This window comes from Glycomyces sp. NPDC047010, from assembly GCF_040644205.1.
GTDB lineage: Bacteria > Actinomycetota > Actinomycetes > Mycobacteriales > Micromonosporaceae > Glycomyces.
Genome location: NZ_JBEYVY010000006.1, coordinates 113,839 through 130,725, shown reverse-complemented (window position 1 = coordinate 130,725; position 16,887 = coordinate 113,839). Strand labels below are relative to the sequence as shown.

Sequence of the window (16,887 nt, the reverse complement as noted above, 5' to 3'; positions counted from 1 at the left end):
CGCTCCTCAGAGGACTACTTCTCGCTCGCCTTGCGCGCGTAGACCATGCGCCGCAGCAGCATCTCCGCCGGGCCCCGGTACCGCAGGCGCCGCATCACGTCCGCCGCGACCACGGTCAGGACCCACACCAGGACCGCGCACAGCCCCGACACCAGCAGCGGGCTCGACGACTTCTCCGCAAGCGCCAGCCCGAACGGCGCCGCCAGTGCCAGCCACGCCACCGACTGGAACAGGTACCCCGTCAGCGACCGCTGTCCGAGCGCCGAGACCGCCGTGACGACCGCGCCGTGCTTCTCCCTGCCGCGCAGCGCGTACGCGATCAGGCCGAACACCGCCGCGTACCCCAGGCCCCCGAAGAACCCGGACGTCTCGTACAGCATCTTGGCCGACCCGGCCGTCGCCTCGTCCATGTCGATCGCGCCCGCCGTCAGCAGCGCCATCGGCAGGCCGCCCGCGAGCGCCACCAGGAGGCCGCCGATCGCCGTGGTGCGCAGCAGCACCAGGTGCTCCTGCGGCGCTTCGAGGATGCGGTGCCGCGCGGCCCACGCGCCGACCCACACCATGAGGATCATCGGCAGGATCGTGAGCGTGTGCATCGGCCACTCGGCCGCCCGCTCCGCGAGCGACTCCAGGTACGTCGGCGCGAGCGCGGACGGGAAGGGCGACACCGGGATCGCCGCGCCGCTGCCGCCGCCGACCAGGCCCATGACGGCCAGCACCGCGAGCACGAGGGTGTACGCACCGCCGACCGCGAGGTACCAGGGCGCGAAGCGGTGGACCCGCTCCGAGCGCTGGAGCAGCAGGAGCGTGAAGAGCACGCAGATGAGGCCGTACGCGCCGAGGAAGTCCCCGGAGTAGAGCAGCACGCCGTGGACGGCGCCGAAGAGGAACAGCGCCGCACCGCGGCGCAGCAGCACGTTCCGCACCTGCCGCGGCGAGGCCCCGGACCGCTCCTGGCGGCGCGAGAGCTGCACGAGGCCGTAGCCGAAGAGAAGGGCGAACAGCGGGAACGCGCGGGCGTGCACGAGTTCGACCATGAGGAAGTTGTAGACGCGCTCGAAGCCCTGCGGGTGGACCTCGACGCCGGGGGCGCTGGCGAGGAAGTACCCGGCGCTGTTGGCGAGGGCGATGAGCAGGAGCATGGCGCCGCGGGCGAGGTCGGGGGCGAGGGCCCGCTCGCCCTGGCGGACGGGGCCGCGGGCGGTGCCGGGCCCGGCGGGCGGGGCGGTGGTGGTCGGGGTGGTCATGTCGATTCCTTCGTTCCGTGGACCGAGATAGTGTCTGAAGGATACTATACGAGGGATACTAATAGGGTGTGCGATGATGGCCCCCCGCATCCCCACGAGCAGAACGGAGGGCGGCCAGGCCATGGACCAGGAGCGCGTGCCGCCGGAGCTGGCGCGGCTGTGGCGCATCGCACCCGATGCGAAGCGCGGCCGCCCCGCCCGGCTCGACGTCGGCACGGTCGTGGACGCCGCCGTGGCCCTCGCCGACCGCGAGGGGATCGCGGCCGTGACCCTCCCGCGGGTCGCCGAGGCCCTCGACGTGACCAAGATGTCGCTCTACCGCCACGTCGGCTCCAAGGACGAGCTGCTCGACCTCATGCGCGACGCCGCCCAGGGCCCGGCCCCCGGGTCCCTCGCGGGCACCGGCCCGTGGCGCGAGCGCCTGCGGCTGTGGGCGACCGAGCAGATGGCCGTCCTCACCGCCCACCCGTGGCTCGCGCAGGTCCCGCCCTCCGGACCGCCCAGCGGCCCCAACGGGATCGACTGGTTCGACGCCGGGCTCCGCACCATGCGCCCGACCCGCCTCGACTGGGGAGCCAAGGTCGGTGCGCTCATGATCGTCAGCGGCTACGTCCTCAGCGCTGCGCAGCTCGCCCAGTCCCTCGCGCAGGGCCGCGAGGGCACCGGCCTGGACCAGGCCGCCGCCGAGCGCGAGTACGGGCGCGCGATGGCCCGACTGGTCGACCCCGAGCGCTTCCCGGACGCCGCCGCGCTCTTCGGCGGCGGGCTCCTGGAGGACACGGGGGAGGACACCGGCGAGAACGACTTCTCCTTCGGCCTGGACCTCCTCCTCGACGGCGTGGCCGTCGCCGTCGCGGCCGCCGAAAGGCAGTAGGCGAGCAGCAGAACGGCCCCGCGCCCGAGGGACGCGGGGCCGGACCGCTCCGTCTAGCGGCCGGAGAACTCCTGGATCAGTGGCACGTACTCCGTGGCCTGCCCGCCGCCCGCCTCCGAGGTCGCGGTCCACAGGCACGGCAGCTCCGACTGGCACTCGGGGCTCCACAGCAGCGCCACCGCGGCGCCGCCGTCGCGCATCCCCTCGATCGCGGCGCGCATGAGCGCCACCGAGCTCGACTCGTCCGCAGCGGACGCGGGGGCGTAGAACTCCGACCACCACACGGGCAGGTCGGTGCGGGCGGTGATCCACTCGGTGACGTCGCGGAACTTGTTGTACGTGCCCGCCGTCCCCGGGTGGTAGCCGTCGTTCGTGGACGACCAGGCGTCCACGGTGAAGAACTCGGCGCCGTCGGCGTTCGCGAGCCAGTACTCCATGGCGTCGAGGTCGCGCTGGTCGGCGGTGCCCCAGGACCCCTCGAGGTCGGAGCAGTCGTGCGTGCAGTCCTGGAAGCTGTTGAGCGACACGTACGGCCCGCCGATCCGCGCGTCCGGCCGGACCTCCTTGACGGCGGCGTAGACCAGGTTGTACAGCTCGGTGTAGCCCTCGTAGTCCCAGCGGTTGAGGTCATCGTTCCAGAAGCCCTTGAACTCGTTCCAGACCTGGAAGTACTCGACCTGCGGGTACCGGGCGGCGGTCTCGGCCGACAGCTGCGCGTACTCGTCGTAGAACTGCGGCTGCGGCGCCTCGTACGCGTCCGGCCAATCCTCGCCGGAGGGGGTCATCCAGCCCGGGGCGCAGCACAGCGTGACCACCGGGGTCCCTCCGGTCGCCTCGATGAGGTCGATGCGCTCGTCCAGGCTGCCCCAGTCCCGGGCGCTCGAATTCTGTGCGGGCCAGGGGTTCTCGGTGCCGAAGCCCATGAGGTGCTGATTCTGGAGCGGCCCGACGCTGCTGAGGATCTCCCTCGCGTCCTCGACGGCCTGCTCGTCGCCCCACCAGTCGGCGCTGTAGCGCTCGTGCGTGACGCCCACCTGGAACGCGGCGTCCGCGTCCGCACCGTCCGCGTGCGCGGGGACCGTGACGGCGGCGACCGCCAGGAGGCTCGCCCCGGCCAGGCCGAGCATCGCCCAGCGGCCCCGTCGTCGCGATCCGATTACTCTGTGGAGGGTCATGGATCTCCTTATGGCAGAAGGGATATCGCCGACCTCATGCTATGGCTTCGGACACTGCGGGGCAAGCGTCGCGATGCGGTCGGCGATATCCCTTCTCAGGCGTCCACGGACTCGGCCATGGACTCGGCGAGCTCCTCCCTGAGGCCGCCGAGGGTGCGGCTGAGCAGCCGCGAGACGTGCATCTGCGAGATGCCCACCTCCTCGGCGATCTGCGTCTGGGTCATGTCGCCGAAGTAGCGCAGCGCCAGGATGGTGCGCTCGCGCTCGGGCAGCTCCTGGAGGAGCGGCGCCAGCGACTCGTGGTCGTCCACGAAGGCGAGGGCGGCGTCCTCGTCGCCCATGGTCTCGGCCAGGGGGAGCCGGCCGTCGTCCTCGAACGGGGACTCGTCGAGGGAGACGGGCCGGTACGCCTGGCGCGCTTCGAGTCCTTCGAGGACCTCGCGCTCGCTGATCCCGAGGTGCGCGGCGAGTTCGGCCTCCGTCGGGGGGCGGCCGAGGCGCTGCGCGAGCTCGGGCGTGGCGTTGTTGATGTTGAGGCGAAGCTCCTGGAGGCGGCGGGGGACGCGCATCGGCCAGGTGGTGTCGCGGAAGTGCCTTCTGACCTCGCCCATGACGGTCGGGACCGCGAACGAGAGGAAGTCGGACCCCTTGCTCGTGTCGAAGCGGTCCACGGCGTGGATGAGGCCCACCGAGGCGACCTGCACCAGGTCGTCCTTGGCGATCCCCTTGCCGGAGAAGCGCCTCGCGATGTGCTCTGCCAGGGGCAGGTAGCCGGTCACGAGCCGGTCTCTGACCTCGGACCGCTTCGGGTCCTCCGGGGCGAGTCCTTCGAGCTCGGTGAACAGCGGCTCCAGGTGGCCGTACTCCTCGGATCGGGTCTTGCGGCGGTCTTGTCGTACGTCGTTCATCGTCTTCCTCCCGATTGGTGATCGGCCGGGGCGCAGACGTCGTGCGGGTTGTCCGTCTATTCTCGGCAGTGCTCCGAAGGGCCGGGGTGCCCTCGGAAGGCCTTGTCCTTGATCATATGAGCGGTTCCGGGAGTTGTCACCTACCGGCGGGTAACTCTTTTGGATAAACCTGTTTGTGATGCACATCACGTGTCAATCCGACACCACACAAGGGCGGGACCGACCGGCCCCGCCCCTCCCGCCTCACCCCTTGCGGGCCGCGGCGACGAGCGCGTTCACGCGGTCGCGCTCCTCCCTGCCCCAGGTCTCCCTGGTGAGCAGGATGCCCGTCAGGCCGACGAGCGCGGCGAACAGGTACAGCATCGACGCGCCGGGCCAGCCGAACTTCCCGACCAGCGCGGCCGCGAGGAGCGGCGCGAACCCGCCGAGCGCGGCGGCGATCTGGTACCCGAGCGAGGCCCCGGACGTCCTCGTGGCGGTGCGGAACTGCTCGGTGAGCAGCGCGCCCTGCGTGCCGGTGAGGGCCGCGTGGATGAACCCGATGCCGATGACGAACACCGCGACGACGAGCGCCGGTTCGCCGTCGTTCGTCAGGAGGTACATGGGGAACGCGAACAGCGCCGCCGCGATGCACCCGCCGATGTAGATGGGGCGCCTGCCGATCCGGTCGGTGAGCGTCCCGGCCAGGAACGTCACGGCGATCGCGGTGATGCTCGCGGCGGTGATCGCGCCGAGCGCCACGGGCCGCAGCTCCGGCTCCCGGTCGGAGATGTAGTTCAGCAGGTACGTGGCGGTCGAGTAGTACGCGAACGACTCGACGACGCGCAGCGCGATCACCCGGAGGATGCCGCGCCAGTCGTCCCGCCAGGTCGCGAGGAACGGGTTCTTCTCGGTCTTCCCGGCGGCCTGCGCCTCCTGGAACTCCGGGGACTCCGAGAGCCGGGACCTGACGATGAGCGCCACGATCACGAGGACCGCGCTGAACAGGAACGGGGTGCGCCACTGCCAGTCGCCTTCGAGGGTCGCGCTCCACGCGAACATGCCGCTGGCGAGGGCGATGCCGAGCGGGTTGCCGGACTGGGGGATCGCGGCGAACATGCCGCGGCGGTGCCACGGCGCGTGCTCGTACGCCATGGTGATCGCCCCGCCCCACTCGGCGCCGAACGCGAGGCCCTGGACCATGCGGACCACGGTGAGGATGACCGGCGCGGCGACGCCGATCTGCGCGTACGTCGGCATGAGGCCGATCGCGAAGGTCGCGGCGCCCATGACGACCATGGCGGCGACGAGGACGGGCTTGCGGCCGTAGCGGTCGCCGAGGTACCCGCCGATCGCGCCGCCGAGGGGGCGCATGACGAAGCCGACCGCGAGGGTCGCGAACGCGAGGAGCGTGCTCGTCAGCGGGTCCTCGGACGGGAAGAACACGGGGCCGAAGTACAGTGCCGCGGCCGTGCCGTAGGCGATGAAGTCGTAGTTCTCGACGCTGGTGCCCGCGGCCGCCGCGACGGCGGTCTTGACGCGGTCCTTTGAGCCGAGCGGGCTGCGTATCGGGGTCGCTGCCTGGGTCATGCGGGGGATCTCCTTTGATCGGTGCCGGGACCTGTTGCGGGGGTTGCGGAGTCAGTCGAGGGCGTTGAGCTTGGCGACCCGGCGGCGCGTGTCCTCGTCGTCGTCGAACACGGCCGCGAGGAACTCGCGGAGGATGTCGGGGACGAGCGCGTGCGGCACGAGCCAGGCGCCCATGGCGATCGCGTTGGCGTCGTCGTGCTCGACGGCCTGGTGCGCCGAGTACGGCTCGTGGGCGAGCCCGCACCGGATGCCGGGGAGCTTGTTGGCGGCCATGACCGCGCCCTGCCCGGTGCCGCACACCAGGACCGCCCGGTCGGCCCGGCCGTCCAGTACGGGACCGCACGTGTCCCGCACGATGTCGGGGAAGTCCACCGGCTCGGTGCTCCCGGTCCCGCAGTCGAGGACCTCGTGCCCCAGGCCCTCGATCACCCCGCGGACGGTGTCCTTCATGGGGAAGCCTGCGTGGTCGGCTCCGAGCGCGATCCTCATCGGGTGGTGTTCCTTCCGGTTGCGGTGGTGGGTGTTCGGTGGTCGCTCACTCGGCGCCGCCCGCGGAGCGGTCGATGAACACGGTCGCGATGCGCTGCGGGGCCGCGGTGCCGCCGTCGATGAGGGCGAGGAGGCCCCTGACGCCGGCGCGGCCGATCTCGGGGGCGTCGTTCTTCACCGCGCTCACGGGCGGGGACATGAAGGCGAACCACTCGACGTCGTCGAAGGACACGAACTCGATGAGCGAGGCCGCCTCGGCGCCGAGCCGCTCGTGCACGGCGCGCATGGCGCCCAGGGTGGTCTGCCCGTTGGCGCCGAAGACCGCCGTGGGGAGCGCGCCGCGGTCGAGGATGCGGAGCATCGCCTCCGCGGCGCCGTCGGCGAGGAAGTCGCCCGCGTCCACGAGCACGTCGTCGGTGCTGATGCCGTGCGCCGCACGCCCGGCCAGGTACGCGTCGTGGCGCTCGGCGCCCGTGGAGAACGTCTCGGGGCCGCCGATGAAGGCCACGTCCCGGTGCCCCCGGCGCTGGAGCCACTTGAGCGCCTGGGCCACGCCGCCCGCGTTGTCGGTCCCGTAGAGCGGCGCGACCACGCCCTCGATCGACCGGTTGAGCAGCACGATCGGCAGGTCCGAGGCGAGCAGCGCCTCCAGGCGGGGCGTCTTGGGGCCCTGCGGGGACAGCAGCAGGCCGTCGATGCGCTGCGCGGCGAAGACGTCGAGCACCGCGTCGGCCTGCGCGGCGTCCTCGTTGGCGTTCGCGAGGATCACCGTGTAGCCGTGGGCGCGGGCCTCCTGCTCGGCGGCGTGGGCCAGCTCGGAGAAGAACGGGTTGCGGATGTCGGAGACGAGGAGGCCGAGCACGTCGGTGCGGGCGCGGCGCAGGGACCGGGCCGGGCCGTTGGCGATGTAGCCGAGTTCGGCGGCGGCGGCGAGGACGCGGGCGCGCGAGTCGGGGGAGGTCTGGGGGCTGCCGCTGAGGACGCGGGAGGCGGTGCCGACGGCGACCCCGGCCCGCGCCGCGACGTCTTTGATCGTGGCCAACGGTGGCACCTCTCTGTGCGCTGGACTCCGATGTCATGGAATCGTTTCCATGGCGGAAACGTTTCCAACGTAACACCGCCCCGGACGGGAGCGCAAGCCCGGACCGCAACTCCTGCGCCTCCCCAGTTAACAGAACTTGAAATAGACTCCTATGATTCAGTCAGTCCTGCCGGTGCTCCGCACCCACGTGCGGCGATCGACGATCCGAAGGGGGAGCCGTGGGCGACAAGCGCCGTCCGGCGGCGAAGGGCAAGACCCCCGCGACCATCTACGACATCGCGCGCATCACCGGCGTCAACCCCTCCACCGTCTCCCGCGCCCTCAACCAGCCCGGCCGCGTCAGCGCCAGCACCGAGCAGCGCATCCGCGAGGCCGCCGCCGACCTCGGCTACCGCACCAACCCGATGGCCCGCGCCCTCCCCACCGGCAAGACCGGCAACCTCGGCCTCCTCGTCTCCGACCTCACCAACCCCGTCTACTTCGACCTGGTGCGCGGGGCCGAGCGGATCGCCCGCGAGCACGACGCGATGCTCATCTTCGCCGACTCCCAGGAGTCCGCCGAGCTCGAACGCTCCACCGCCGAGCGCCTCCAGATCGCCGTGGACGGCCTCCTCCTCGTCGCCTCTCGCCTCGAAGACGCCCAGATCCAGGAGCTCGCCGCCGCCAAGCCGATCGTGGCCGTCAACCGCCCCGTCCCCGGCGTCCCCTCCGTCGCCCCTGACGTGCGCCCCGGCATGGTCGAGGCCCTCGACCTCCTCCACGGCCTCGGCCACCGCCGCATCGCCTACCTCGCCGGCCCCGAGGCGTCCTGGATGAACGGCATGAAGTGGGTGACCGCCCACGACCTCGCCGTCGACCGCGGCATGTCCATCGTGGAGATCCAGTCCTCGGCGCCCACCCGCGAGGGCGGCACCGACGCGTTCGCCGACGTCATGGCCGCCGAGGTCACCGCCGTGCTCGCCTACAACGACCTCGTCGCCCTCGGCCTCCTCGGCGCCTGCCGCCGGCACGGCGTCGAGGTCCCCCGCGACCTCAGCCTCATCGGCTTCGACGACATCTTCGGCGCCGACCTCTCCGCGCCCGCGCTCTCCACCGTCCGCTGCTCCTGGGGCGACATGGGCTCGCGCGCCGTCGCGAAGCTCCTGGGCGCCATCGAAGGCGACGCCAGCGGCGCCGAACTCAACCTGCCCACCGAGTTCGTCGCCCGCGACTCGGTCGCCGCGCCCCGCCGCTAGTCGGACGGGTTCTTACCGGACCCGGATCGCCTTCTCCTGCAGCGAGACCGTGAACGACGCGGTCTCCCCGAGGTCGTCACCGTCGATCTCCAGCACCAGCGGCCGCGACAGCTCGACGCTCAGCTGCGACGCCCGCCCGTGCTCGGCGGTGTCCGCGCTGGCGGCCTTGTCCTGCCCGGTGATGAGGCGCCGGACCCCGTTGTCCCACACGAAGGACCGGAGCGTGTCGATCCACCCGCCCACGCCCTCGGCGCTGAGCAGCAGCAGGTCCAGCTCGCCGTCCGAGGGGTCGGCGTCGGGGAGCAGGCGGATGCCGCCCTGGAGGGTCCCGCAGTTGCCGATGAGCAGCGTGTGCCCGGCGGTGCGCTCGGGCTCGCCGCCGTCGACCGTGAGGTCGATGTCCACGACCTCGGTGGCGTTCACCGCCCGCCCCAGCGATTCCACATAGGCCAGCCATCCGACGCGGCTCTTCAGGTCGTCGTCGGTCTCGGCGATCATGTGGGCGTCGATCCCGAAGCCCAGCATGACGGCGAACGCGCTGCGCACCGACTCGCCGTCCACTTCGGCCTCGACCCAGCCGAGGTCGATGGCCTTCCCCCGCCCCTCGAACGCCCGCTCCATCGCCTTCGGGAGGCTGTTCAGCGGCACCCCGAGGTTGCGCGCGAGGAGGTTCCCGGTGCCCATCGGGACGATCGCCAGCTCGGCGTCCGCGCCGCTCGCGGCCAGCCGCTCGGCGACGGCCCGCACGGTCCCGTCGCCGCCCGCGGCCACGACCACGTCGGCCCCCGCCTTGAGCGCCTCGTCCGCGGCCCCGCGGCCCGGGTCGTCGGGGCTCGTCTCGTACCAGGTCAGCGCCGCGTCGGTCGCCGGGAGCGCCTTGCGCAGGTCCTCCTTGGCGGTCTTGGACGGGTTCCACACGATCGCGATCCGGTTGCCTGCCATCTCGTCGTCTCCTTGTCGCGTAAGGACGCCCAGCTTAACGGGCTCACGAGACCTCGACGACAACCTTCCCCCGATTGTCGCCGGAGGCGATGCGCCGGAACGCCGTCGGCGCCGCCGCGAGCGGGTACACCCGGTCGACCACGGGGGACACCGCGCCGTCGAGCACGAGGGCCGTCACCGCTTCGAGGTCGGCGCGCGACTGCGGCACGACCAGCACCCGGACCCGCTTGCCGGACCGCACGCCCGCGGTCGGCCCGGCGAGGAGCACCGCGAGGAGGATGCGCGCGTGCCCGCCGACCATCAGGTACCGGCCGTCCGGGCGCAGCGCCCGCTGCACGCGGTACGGCGAGCGGTGCCCCACGAGGTCCACGATCCGGTCCCAGGCCCCGCGCCGGGCGGCCCAGTCCTCATCCTCGAACCCGATCGTCTCGTCGGCCCCCACGCGCCGCAGGTAGTCGGCCTTGTCGGCCCGGTCCACGGCGGTCACCTCGGCGCCGAAGTGCTTGGCGAGCCCGACGACCATCGCGCCCCCGGCGCCGCCCGCGCCGTTGACGAGCACCTTCTCGCCCTCGCGGACGCCCGCCGTGGCCCGCAGGGCGATGCACCCGGCCTGCGGCACGGCCGCCGCGTCCACGAACGACAGTTCGGAGGGCTTGCGGGCCAGCAGCTTCGGGGGAGTCGCGACGTACTCTGCGAGCCCGCCCCGGTACCCGAGCAGCTCCCCGAAGACCTCGTCGCCCGGCGCGTACTCGGTGACGGCGCTCCCCACTGCCTCCACGACACCGGCCACATCGGACCCCGGCACCGGCATCCGCGGGCTCCGCAGCCCGCCGAGCCTGGCGTAGAACGGGCTCCCGGCGAGGTTCTCGCGGTCCGAGCCGTTCAGGGACGCCGCCCTGACCTTGACGAGCACCTCGCCCTCCGCGGGCTCGGGCCGGGGGAGTTCGCCCATCTCGATCTCGTCGGGGCTCCCGTACCGCTTCTGGACGACGGCTCGCATGGCGGACTCCTGTCTCGCGCCGGAGCGTCCAGCATAGACGGACCGGCGCCGGGGCCGGGTCCGCGATCGGAGGCATCCGCACCTCCTGGGGGCCTTGACAATCACCGCCTCACCAGAGCAATGTGATCACCAACACATCGAGCTGCGTAAATGCACTCGATGCGGCCCCGCGCCCACCTCGCGGGGCCCGGACCGCCCTCCGACTGAAGAAAGGAGTCAGCGCATGCCCACTCTCAAGCAGCCCGTGCGCGGCGTCGCCGCCGCGCTCTTCATCATGGTCGTGGCCCTGGTCTTCATCTCCCTCTTCGACTGGCCGACCTTCGCCGGCTGGGTCTCGTACTACCTCATGTGCGCCATCCCCGCGAGCCTCGTCATCGGCGTGTTCTGGCACGCCGAGCAGCCCGCCTTCGCCGCCGCCCGCCGCCAGCCCCTGCGCGGCCTCATCCACCTCGTCCTGGCCCTCCTCGCGGGCCTCGTGGTCGCCCTCCTCTACGTCGTCACCGTCGGCGCGGGGGAGACCCCGCCGACCCCGCCGCTGGTGCAGGCGATCATCGTCTCGGTCGTCGTGTGCTTCTGGCTCACCGTCATCTGGCAGGGATGGCCGTTCGCCCGCATCCGCAACAAGCTCATCGCCGGGGTCGCCCTCCTCGTCGCCTGCTACGCCATCGCCGTCGCGGTCTTCCTGGTGTGCTTCGACTTCGCGTTCCTCGAAGGCAGCCCGCTCTACATCCCCGAGCAGGACCCCGGCGGCCTGTTCGACGGCTGGAGCGCCGTGGCCTTCCTCGTCTCCACCGTCGCGGCCATGTTCCTCATGGTCCACTTCGACCTGTGGCCGCTGTCGCGCTTCCCGAAGCTCATGCGGCAGCCGGTCCTCGGCGCGGTGTGGACCGTGGCCGCCTTCGCTATCGCCGCGGTGGCCTACCTGCTCGGCACCGGGGCCTTCGGCCAGGACGCGCCCGTGTACCTGGTGACCGTCCCGATCCCGTTCATCTTCGGCTCCATCCTCATGCTCAACACGTTCGAGGGCTCGCTGTTCGCGAAGTTCAAGCAGCCCTTGAAGGGCGTGATAGCCGCGGTCGCCGCCGCCGTGATCGGCACCGTCCTCGCCCTCGTCTACCGCCTCCTCGCGCCGGTCCTCACCGGGGACCTCCCGTCCGGCGCGCCCACGTTCGACCTGGAGGTGTGGATCGCGTCCGCGCTCCTGGCGGTCACGTTCCCGCTCCTGGCCTTCCACGCCGACTTCTTCCAGCTGTGGCCCGTAGGCGAACGGGCCCAGGCGGAACCGGCCCCCGCCGAGACCGCCGCCGAAGAGTCCTGACCTCCTCCCGCGGGCGCCCGGGCCGCGGCCCGGGCGCCCTTTCCGTGCGCCGCGATGAAATTAATTCTCCTGAAGCGTTGACTTGGCCGCCGGTTCATCGTAATTTTCTTCATAAGGAACCTTCAATGAAAGGAATTTCCAGTGACGGCGACAGTGCGCAACCAGAGCGTGGTGGGGCGCCTCCGAACGGAGCTCGCGACGCTTCCCGATGCGCTGCAACGGGTCGCGACGCAGATCCTGGAGGACCCGGACGGCGCGGCGCGGGCGTCCATCGCGGACCTCGCCGACCGGGCGGGGACCTCCACGGCCACGGTCACCCGCTTCTGCCGCGTCCTCGGCTTCTCCGGGTACGCCGAGCTGCGCGTGGCCCTCGCCGCCGAGGGCGGCCGCGCCGAGCAGGCCCGCTGGGAGACCGACATCGACCGCGAGATCGAGCCGGGCGACCCGCTCGACCGCGTCCTCGGGATCGTCGCCAGCGCCGACTCCCGCGCGATCCAGGAGACCGCCTCCCGCCTCGACCTCGACCGGATCGACCGGGTCGCCGGGGCCGTCGCCGAGGCGGGCCGCGTCGAACTCGTGGGCCTGGGCAGCAGCGGCACGGCCGCAAGGGAACTGGCGTTCCGCCTGGAGCGCATCCGCGTCCCCTGCTGGTTCCGGCCCGACGCGCACACCGCGCTCACCAACGCCGCGCTCCTGCGCCCAGGGGACGTGGCGATCGGCCTGTCGCACTCCGGCCGCACCCGCGAGGTCGTGGAGGTCCTCGCCGAGGCCCGCGAGCAGGGCGCGCTCACCGTCGCCGTGACCTCGTTCGACCGCTCGCCGATGGCGCAGGCCGCCGACGTGGTGCTCACGACCGCCGTCCACGAGACGACGTTCCGCCTCGCCGCGCTCTCGGCGCTGCACTCGCAGCTCCTCGTCCTCGACCTCATCTACGTGGCCGTCGCGCAGCGCACCTACGAGCGCACCACCGAGGCGTTCGAGGTGACCGCCCGCGCCGTGCAGGCGCACCGCTTCGCCGACGAGCCGAACCGCAACCGCCGCAACCGCCCCCAGGAGGACCAGTGACCACCGAACCCACCCCCGCGCGCGTCACCGGCGCGGCCTACCTCGACCTCGTGACCGAGACGGTCCGCCGCGTGGGCGAGCGGCAGGCCGACGCCGTCGCCGAGGCCGCGCGGCTCATCGCCGACTCGATCGCGGCGGGCGGCGTGCTCCAGGCGTTCGGCTCCGGGCACTCCGAGGCGCTCGCGATGGAGCTGGCCGGGCGGGCCGGGGGCCTGGTGCCCTCCAACAAGATCGCGCTGCGGGACCTCGTCCTCGCGGGCGGGCGCCCGCTGGAGGTCCTCGCCGACCCGTTCCTGGAGCGCAACCCCGACATCGCGCGCCAGCTCCTCGAAACCGTGCCCACCGAGCCCGCCGACGTCTTCGCCGTCGCCTCGAACTCCGGGATCAACGGCGTCGTCGTGGAGCTCGCGCTCCTCGTGAAGGAGAAGGGCCACCCCCTGATCGCCTTCACCTCCGCCGAGCACAGCGCGCAGACCCCGTCGCGGCACCCGTCCGGCAAGCGGCTCAGCGAGATCGCCGACGTGGTGCTCGACAACGGCGCCCCCTACGGCGACGCCGCGATGCCGCTGCCCGGCGGCGGCGCGGTCGGCGCGGTCTCATCCGTGACCTCGGCCGTGCTCGCCCAGATGGTCGTCGGCGAGGCCGTGCAGCGCCTCATCGACGCCGGCCACGAGCCGCCGGTCTACCTGTCCGCCAACATCCCCGGCGGCGACGACCACAACCTGGCGCTCGAAGCCCGCTACGCCGGGCGCATCCGCCGCACCGCCTGACCCCCGCCGCCCCAACCCCTCCGCCTGTCCCTTTCAACCCCCACGAAAGGCCCCTCATGAACGTCCGCTCCTCCCGCCGCACCCTCCTGCAACTCTCCACAATGGCCGGTGCCTCGGCCGTGCTCTCCGGCTGCGTCACCGCGGGCGGCGACGGCCCGGCCGAGCAGGCCACCGGCGCCGTCACCGACGACAACCCCCTGGGCGTCCCCGAGGACGCCGACCTCGAAGTGGTCGTCTTCGACGGCGGCTTCGGCTCGGAGTACACGCAGCACGCCGTCACCCTCTACGAGGAGCGCCACCCCGGCGCCGCCGTCACCCACGAAGGGCTCCAGAAGGTCGGCGAGGTCCTCCAGCCGCGCTTCGTGTCCGGCGAGCCGCCGGACGTCGTGGACAACACCGGCGCCGGGCGCCTCGACATCGCCGCGCTCGCCGCCGCGGGCCAGCTCACCGACCTCGCCGACCTCCTCGACGCCCCGAGCCTGGACGACCCGGCGGTGAAAGTCCGCGACCTCCTGCTGCCCGGCGTCGTGGAGGACGGCACGCTCGACGGGACCGCGAGCTTCCTCAACTACTCCTACGTGGTCTGGGGGATCTGGTACTCCCGCAGCCTCTTCGACTCCCGCGGCTGGACCGTCCCGGCCACCTGGGACGACATGCTCGCCCTCTGCGGTGAGATCAAGGACGCCGGGATCGCGCCGTGGACCTGGCAGGGCAAGTACCCCGAGTACATGATGGACCCGCTCCAGTCCCTCGCCGCCAAGGCGGGCGGCCTCGACCTCGTCTACGCCATCGACAACCTCGCCCCCGACGCGTGGAGGCAGGACGGCGTCCTCGCCGCCGCCGACGCGATCCACAGGCTCGTCACCGGCGGCCACATCCTCGAAGGCTCCGAGGGCCTCTCCCACACCGAGGCCCAGAACGCCTGGTGCACCGGGCAGGCCGCGTTCATCCCGTGCGGCTCCTGGCTCGAAGGCGAGCAGCAGGACGTCACCCCCGAGGGCTTCGACATGGCGATGGCCGCCGTCCCGGCCCTCACCGGTGCCGACGCCCTCCCCGACGGCGCCGTCCAGGGCTCCAGCAGCGAGTCGTTCCTGGTCCCCGCGCAGGCCCTCAACCCGCGCGGCGGCCTCGAATACCTCCGCTGCCTCTTCTCCGGCGAGGTCGCCCGCGGCTTCGCCGAGTCCGCGAAGGCCATGCCCGTCGTCAAGGGCGCCACGGACGGCCTCGACCTCTCGCCCGGCCTCGCCTCCGTCGCCGCGGCCCTCGACACCGCGGGCGACAACGTCTTCGGCTACAAGTACCGCACCTGGTACCCCGAGCTCGCGGTCGAAGTGGACACCGCCACCGGCGAGCTCCTCGCCGGGCGCGCCGACCCCGAAGCCTGGGCCGACCGCATCCAGGCCGCCGCGGACGCCGTCGCCGCCGACGACTCAATCGTCAAGTACGAGCGCTGAGAGGGGGCGGCCATGCGGCACGGCAGGTACCGGTTCCTGATCGGGGCGCTCGCGCCGCCCCTCCTCCTCTACGGCGTCTTCGTCGTCTCGCCCTACGCCCAGGCGTTCTACCTCGCCCTCACCGACTGGGACGGCCTGTCCGCCGAGGCCGGCATGGTGGGCCTCGCGAACTTCGCGGACCTCTGGTCCGACCCCCTGTTCCTCGCGGCCCTGCGCAACAACGGGATCATGCTCGTGGTCGTGCCGACCGCCACGATCGCGCTCGCCCTGTTCTTCGCCGCCTGCCTCACCCTCGGCGGCGGCACGAAAAGGCGCGGCGTGCGCGGCTCCGGGCTCTACCGCATCGTCTACTTCTTCCCGCAGCTGCTGTCCGTGGCGATCCTCGGCGTCCTCTTCCAGTTCGTCTACACGCCCGGCGACGGGCTCCTCAACGGCGTCCTCGGCGCCGTCGGCCTCGACGGCCTCCAGCGCGCCTGGCTCGCCGACCCCGCCACCGCGCTCCCCGCCGTCACCGCCGTCATGGTCTGGTCCGCGGTCGGCTTCTACGTCGTCCTCTTCACCGCCGCAATGGAGTCCGTGCCCACCGACGTGGTCGAGGCCGCCACCCTCGACGGCGCGGGCCGCTTCACCGTGTTCCGCCGCATCACCCTCCCGCTCGTGTGGGACAGCGTCCAGGTCGCCTACGTCTACCTCGGCATCCTCGCCCTCGACGGGTTCGCGCTGGTCCAGATCATGACCGTCGGGCCCGGCGGCCCCGACAACGCCACCGAGGTCATCGGCCTCACCCTCTACCGCGCCGCGTTCACCTACGGCGAGTTCGGATACGCCTCCGCCATGGGCGTCACGCTCTTCTTCATCACCCTCACGCTCACCGCGCTCGCCCTGCGCGCCACCAGGAGAGAGAAGGTGGAACTCGCATGAGACCGAACGGTGCGAAACCGCGCCTCACCGACGCCGCGCTCCACCTCGTCCTCGCCGTCTGGGCCCTCCTCGTGACCCTCCCGCTCGCGTGGGCCGTGCTCTCCTCCCTCAAGACCGACGCCGAGATCTTCGCCAGCCCGTGGTCCCTCCCCGCGTCCCCCCAGTGGGGCAACTGGGTCCGCGCCTGGCAGGAGGCCCAGATCGGGCGCTACCTCCTCAACACGCTCATCGTCGTGGGCGGCGCCCTCGTCCTCGTCATGCTCCTCGGCGCGCTCACCGCCTACTGCCTCGCCCGCTACGACTTCCCCGGCAACCGCGTCATCTACTTCGGACTCGTCGCCGGGATGCTCTTCCCTGTGTTCCTCGCCCTCGTCCCGCTGTTCTTCGTCGTGGACCAGCTCGGCCTCCTCGGCACCTACCACGGGCTCATCCTCGTGTACGCCGCCTACGCCCTGCCGTTCACCGTGTTCTTCCTCCACGCCTTCTTCCGCGGACTCCCCGCGGCCACGGCCGAAGCCGCGTTCATCGACGGCTGCTCCCACGCCGGGGTGTTCTTCCGGGTCATGCTCCCCATGGCCCGCCCCGGCATCGTCAGCGTCGGCATCTTCAACTTCCTCGGGTTGTGGAACCAGTACCTGCTGCCCCTGGTCCTCAACCCCGACCCCGACCGCTACGTCCTCGCCCAGGGCCTCGCCGCCCTCGCCGTCAGCCAGGGCTACCGCAGCGACTTCTCCGGCCTCTTCGCCGGACTCGTCATCGCGATCCTCCCGGTCCTGGCCGCCTACGTCCTCTTCCAACGCCAGATCCGCGCCGGCCTCACCGCAGGCGCGGTCCGCTGACCCGTCCCCAGATCCGTGCGACACGAGTTCAACAGGAAA

At 72.1% G+C, this 16,887-nt stretch carries 16 protein-coding genes; 8 read left to right on the top strand and 8 right to left on the bottom strand.

Annotation, left to right across the window (positions count from 1 at the left end; all coding sequences use genetic code 11):
- Nucleotides 1–14: 14 nt before the first annotated feature.
- Nucleotides 15–1,247: a DUF418 domain-containing protein gene (locus AB0A65_RS13860; protein WP_359951077.1), complete on the bottom strand. Its 1,233-nt coding sequence runs from the start codon at nucleotides 1,245–1,247 to the stop codon at nucleotides 15–17.
- A 76-nt stretch (nucleotides 1,248–1,323) separates the two neighbouring features.
- Between AB0A65_RS13860 and AB0A65_RS13855 the strand changes: the two genes are divergently transcribed.
- Entirely contained in the window at nucleotides 1,324–2,121 is a 798-nt protein-coding gene (locus tag AB0A65_RS13855; RefSeq protein WP_359951598.1) for a TetR/AcrR family transcriptional regulator, read from the top strand.
- A gap of 53 nt (nucleotides 2,122–2,174) precedes the next feature.
- Here AB0A65_RS13855 and AB0A65_RS13850 read toward each other — a convergent pair whose 3' ends face one another.
- The 5 genes from AB0A65_RS13850 to AB0A65_RS13830 form a co-directional block, all read right to left on the bottom strand.
- On the bottom strand, nucleotides 2,175–3,296 hold the full coding sequence (locus tag AB0A65_RS13850; RefSeq protein ID WP_359951075.1) for a xylan 1,4-beta-xylosidase: 1,122 nt from the start codon (nucleotides 3,294–3,296) through the stop codon (nucleotides 2,175–2,177).
- Between the two features lie 95 nt (nucleotides 3,297–3,391).
- A complete protein-coding gene (locus AB0A65_RS13845) occupies nucleotides 3,392–4,204 on the bottom strand; it encodes a SigB/SigF/SigG family RNA polymerase sigma factor (RefSeq protein ID WP_359951073.1) in 813 nt (270 codons plus the stop codon).
- Nucleotides 4,205–4,447: 243 nt separating this feature from the next.
- A complete protein-coding gene (locus AB0A65_RS13840; protein WP_359951071.1) occupies nucleotides 4,448–5,773 on the bottom strand; it encodes an MFS transporter in 1,326 nt (441 codons plus the stop codon).
- A gap of 51 nt (nucleotides 5,774–5,824) precedes the next feature.
- Nucleotides 5,825–6,262 (bottom strand): RpiB/LacA/LacB family sugar-phosphate isomerase, encoded by a 438-nt coding sequence (locus AB0A65_RS13835; protein WP_359951069.1) that lies wholly within the window; start codon nucleotides 6,260–6,262, stop codon nucleotides 5,825–5,827.
- A 46-nt stretch (nucleotides 6,263–6,308) separates the two neighbouring features.
- Nucleotides 6,309–7,304 (bottom strand): LacI family DNA-binding transcriptional regulator, encoded by a 996-nt coding sequence (locus tag AB0A65_RS13830; protein ID WP_359951067.1) that lies wholly within the window; start codon nucleotides 7,302–7,304, stop codon nucleotides 6,309–6,311.
- 218 nt (nucleotides 7,305–7,522) lie between these two features.
- Between AB0A65_RS13830 and AB0A65_RS13825 the strand changes: the two genes are divergently transcribed.
- A complete protein-coding gene (locus AB0A65_RS13825) occupies nucleotides 7,523–8,539 on the top strand; it encodes a LacI family DNA-binding transcriptional regulator (RefSeq protein WP_359951065.1) in 1,017 nt (338 codons plus the stop codon).
- 12 nt (nucleotides 8,540–8,551) lie between these two features.
- Here the strand turns inward: AB0A65_RS13825 and AB0A65_RS13820 are convergent, their stop codons facing one another.
- Nucleotides 8,552–9,481, bottom strand: a complete 930-nt coding sequence (locus AB0A65_RS13820) for a diacylglycerol kinase family protein (RefSeq protein WP_359951063.1) — start codon at nucleotides 9,479–9,481, stop codon at nucleotides 8,552–8,554.
- A gap of 43 nt (nucleotides 9,482–9,524) precedes the next feature.
- Complete coding sequence (locus AB0A65_RS13815; RefSeq protein WP_359951061.1) at nucleotides 9,525–10,481, bottom strand: NAD(P)-dependent alcohol dehydrogenase; 957 nt, start codon at nucleotides 10,479–10,481, stop codon at nucleotides 9,525–9,527.
- Between the two features lie 223 nt (nucleotides 10,482–10,704).
- On the opposite strand from AB0A65_RS13815, the gene AB0A65_RS13810 reads away from it, so the two are divergent.
- From AB0A65_RS13810 to AB0A65_RS13785, 6 genes are all read left to right on the top strand, one after another.
- Complete coding sequence (locus AB0A65_RS13810; RefSeq protein ID WP_359951059.1) at nucleotides 10,705–11,799, top strand: hypothetical protein; 1,095 nt, start codon at nucleotides 10,705–10,707, stop codon at nucleotides 11,797–11,799.
- A gap of 141 nt (nucleotides 11,800–11,940) precedes the next feature.
- Nucleotides 11,941–12,864, top strand: a complete 924-nt coding sequence (locus AB0A65_RS13805; protein ID WP_359951057.1) for a MurR/RpiR family transcriptional regulator — start codon at nucleotides 11,941–11,943, stop codon at nucleotides 12,862–12,864.
- A complete protein-coding gene (locus AB0A65_RS13800; RefSeq protein WP_359951055.1) occupies nucleotides 12,861–13,634 on the top strand; it encodes an SIS domain-containing protein in 774 nt (257 codons plus the stop codon). Before AB0A65_RS13805 ends, AB0A65_RS13800 begins: the two co-directional genes overlap by 4 nt.
- Nucleotides 13,635–13,690: 56 nt before the next feature.
- Nucleotides 13,691–15,088: an N-acetylglucosamine/diacetylchitobiose ABC transporter substrate-binding protein gene (gene ngcE, locus AB0A65_RS13795; protein WP_359951053.1), complete on the top strand. Its 1,398-nt coding sequence runs from the start codon at nucleotides 13,691–13,693 to the stop codon at nucleotides 15,086–15,088.
- A gap of 12 nt (nucleotides 15,089–15,100) precedes the next feature.
- Complete coding sequence (locus AB0A65_RS13790) at nucleotides 15,101–16,009, top strand: sugar ABC transporter permease (RefSeq protein ID WP_359951051.1); 909 nt, start codon at nucleotides 15,101–15,103, stop codon at nucleotides 16,007–16,009.
- Nucleotides 16,006–16,848, top strand: coding sequence for a carbohydrate ABC transporter permease (locus AB0A65_RS13785; RefSeq protein ID WP_359951049.1), 843 nt, complete (start codon nucleotides 16,006–16,008; stop codon nucleotides 16,846–16,848). Before AB0A65_RS13790 ends, AB0A65_RS13785 begins: the two co-directional genes overlap by 4 nt.
- Nucleotides 16,849–16,887 lie beyond the last annotated feature (39 nt).

Coding starts and splice junctions, on each gene's coding strand:
- AB0A65_RS13860 (WP_359951077.1), bottom strand. CDS start 1,247: ATGACCACCCCGACCACCACCGCCCCGCCCGCCGGGCCCGGCACCGCC.
- AB0A65_RS13855 (WP_359951598.1), top strand. CDS start 1,324: ATGGCCCCCCGCATCCCCACGAGCAGAACGGAGGGCGGCCAGGCCATG.
- AB0A65_RS13850 (WP_359951075.1), bottom strand. CDS start 3,296: ATGACCCTCCACAGAGTAATCGGATCGCGACGACGGGGCCGCTGGGCG.
- AB0A65_RS13845 (WP_359951073.1), bottom strand. CDS start 4,204: ATGAACGACGTACGACAAGACCGCCGCAAGACCCGATCCGAGGAGTAC.
- AB0A65_RS13840 (WP_359951071.1), bottom strand. CDS start 5,773: ATGACCCAGGCAGCGACCCCGATACGCAGCCCGCTCGGCTCAAAGGAC.
- AB0A65_RS13835 (WP_359951069.1), bottom strand. CDS start 6,262: ATGAGGATCGCGCTCGGAGCCGACCACGCAGGCTTCCCCATGAAGGAC.
- AB0A65_RS13820 (WP_359951063.1), bottom strand. CDS start 9,481: ATGGCAGGCAACCGGATCGCGATCGTGTGGAACCCGTCCAAGACCGCC.
- AB0A65_RS13815 (WP_359951061.1), bottom strand. CDS start 10,481: ATGCGAGCCGTCGTCCAGAAGCGGTACGGGAGCCCCGACGAGATCGAG.
- AB0A65_RS13810 (WP_359951059.1), top strand. CDS start 10,705: ATGCCCACTCTCAAGCAGCCCGTGCGCGGCGTCGCCGCCGCGCTCTTC.
- ngcE (WP_359951053.1), top strand. CDS start 13,691: ATGAACGTCCGCTCCTCCCGCCGCACCCTCCTGCAACTCTCCACAATG.
- AB0A65_RS13790 (WP_359951051.1), top strand. CDS start 15,101: ATGCGGCACGGCAGGTACCGGTTCCTGATCGGGGCGCTCGCGCCGCCC.
- AB0A65_RS13785 (WP_359951049.1), top strand. CDS start 16,006: ATGAGACCGAACGGTGCGAAACCGCGCCTCACCGACGCCGCGCTCCAC.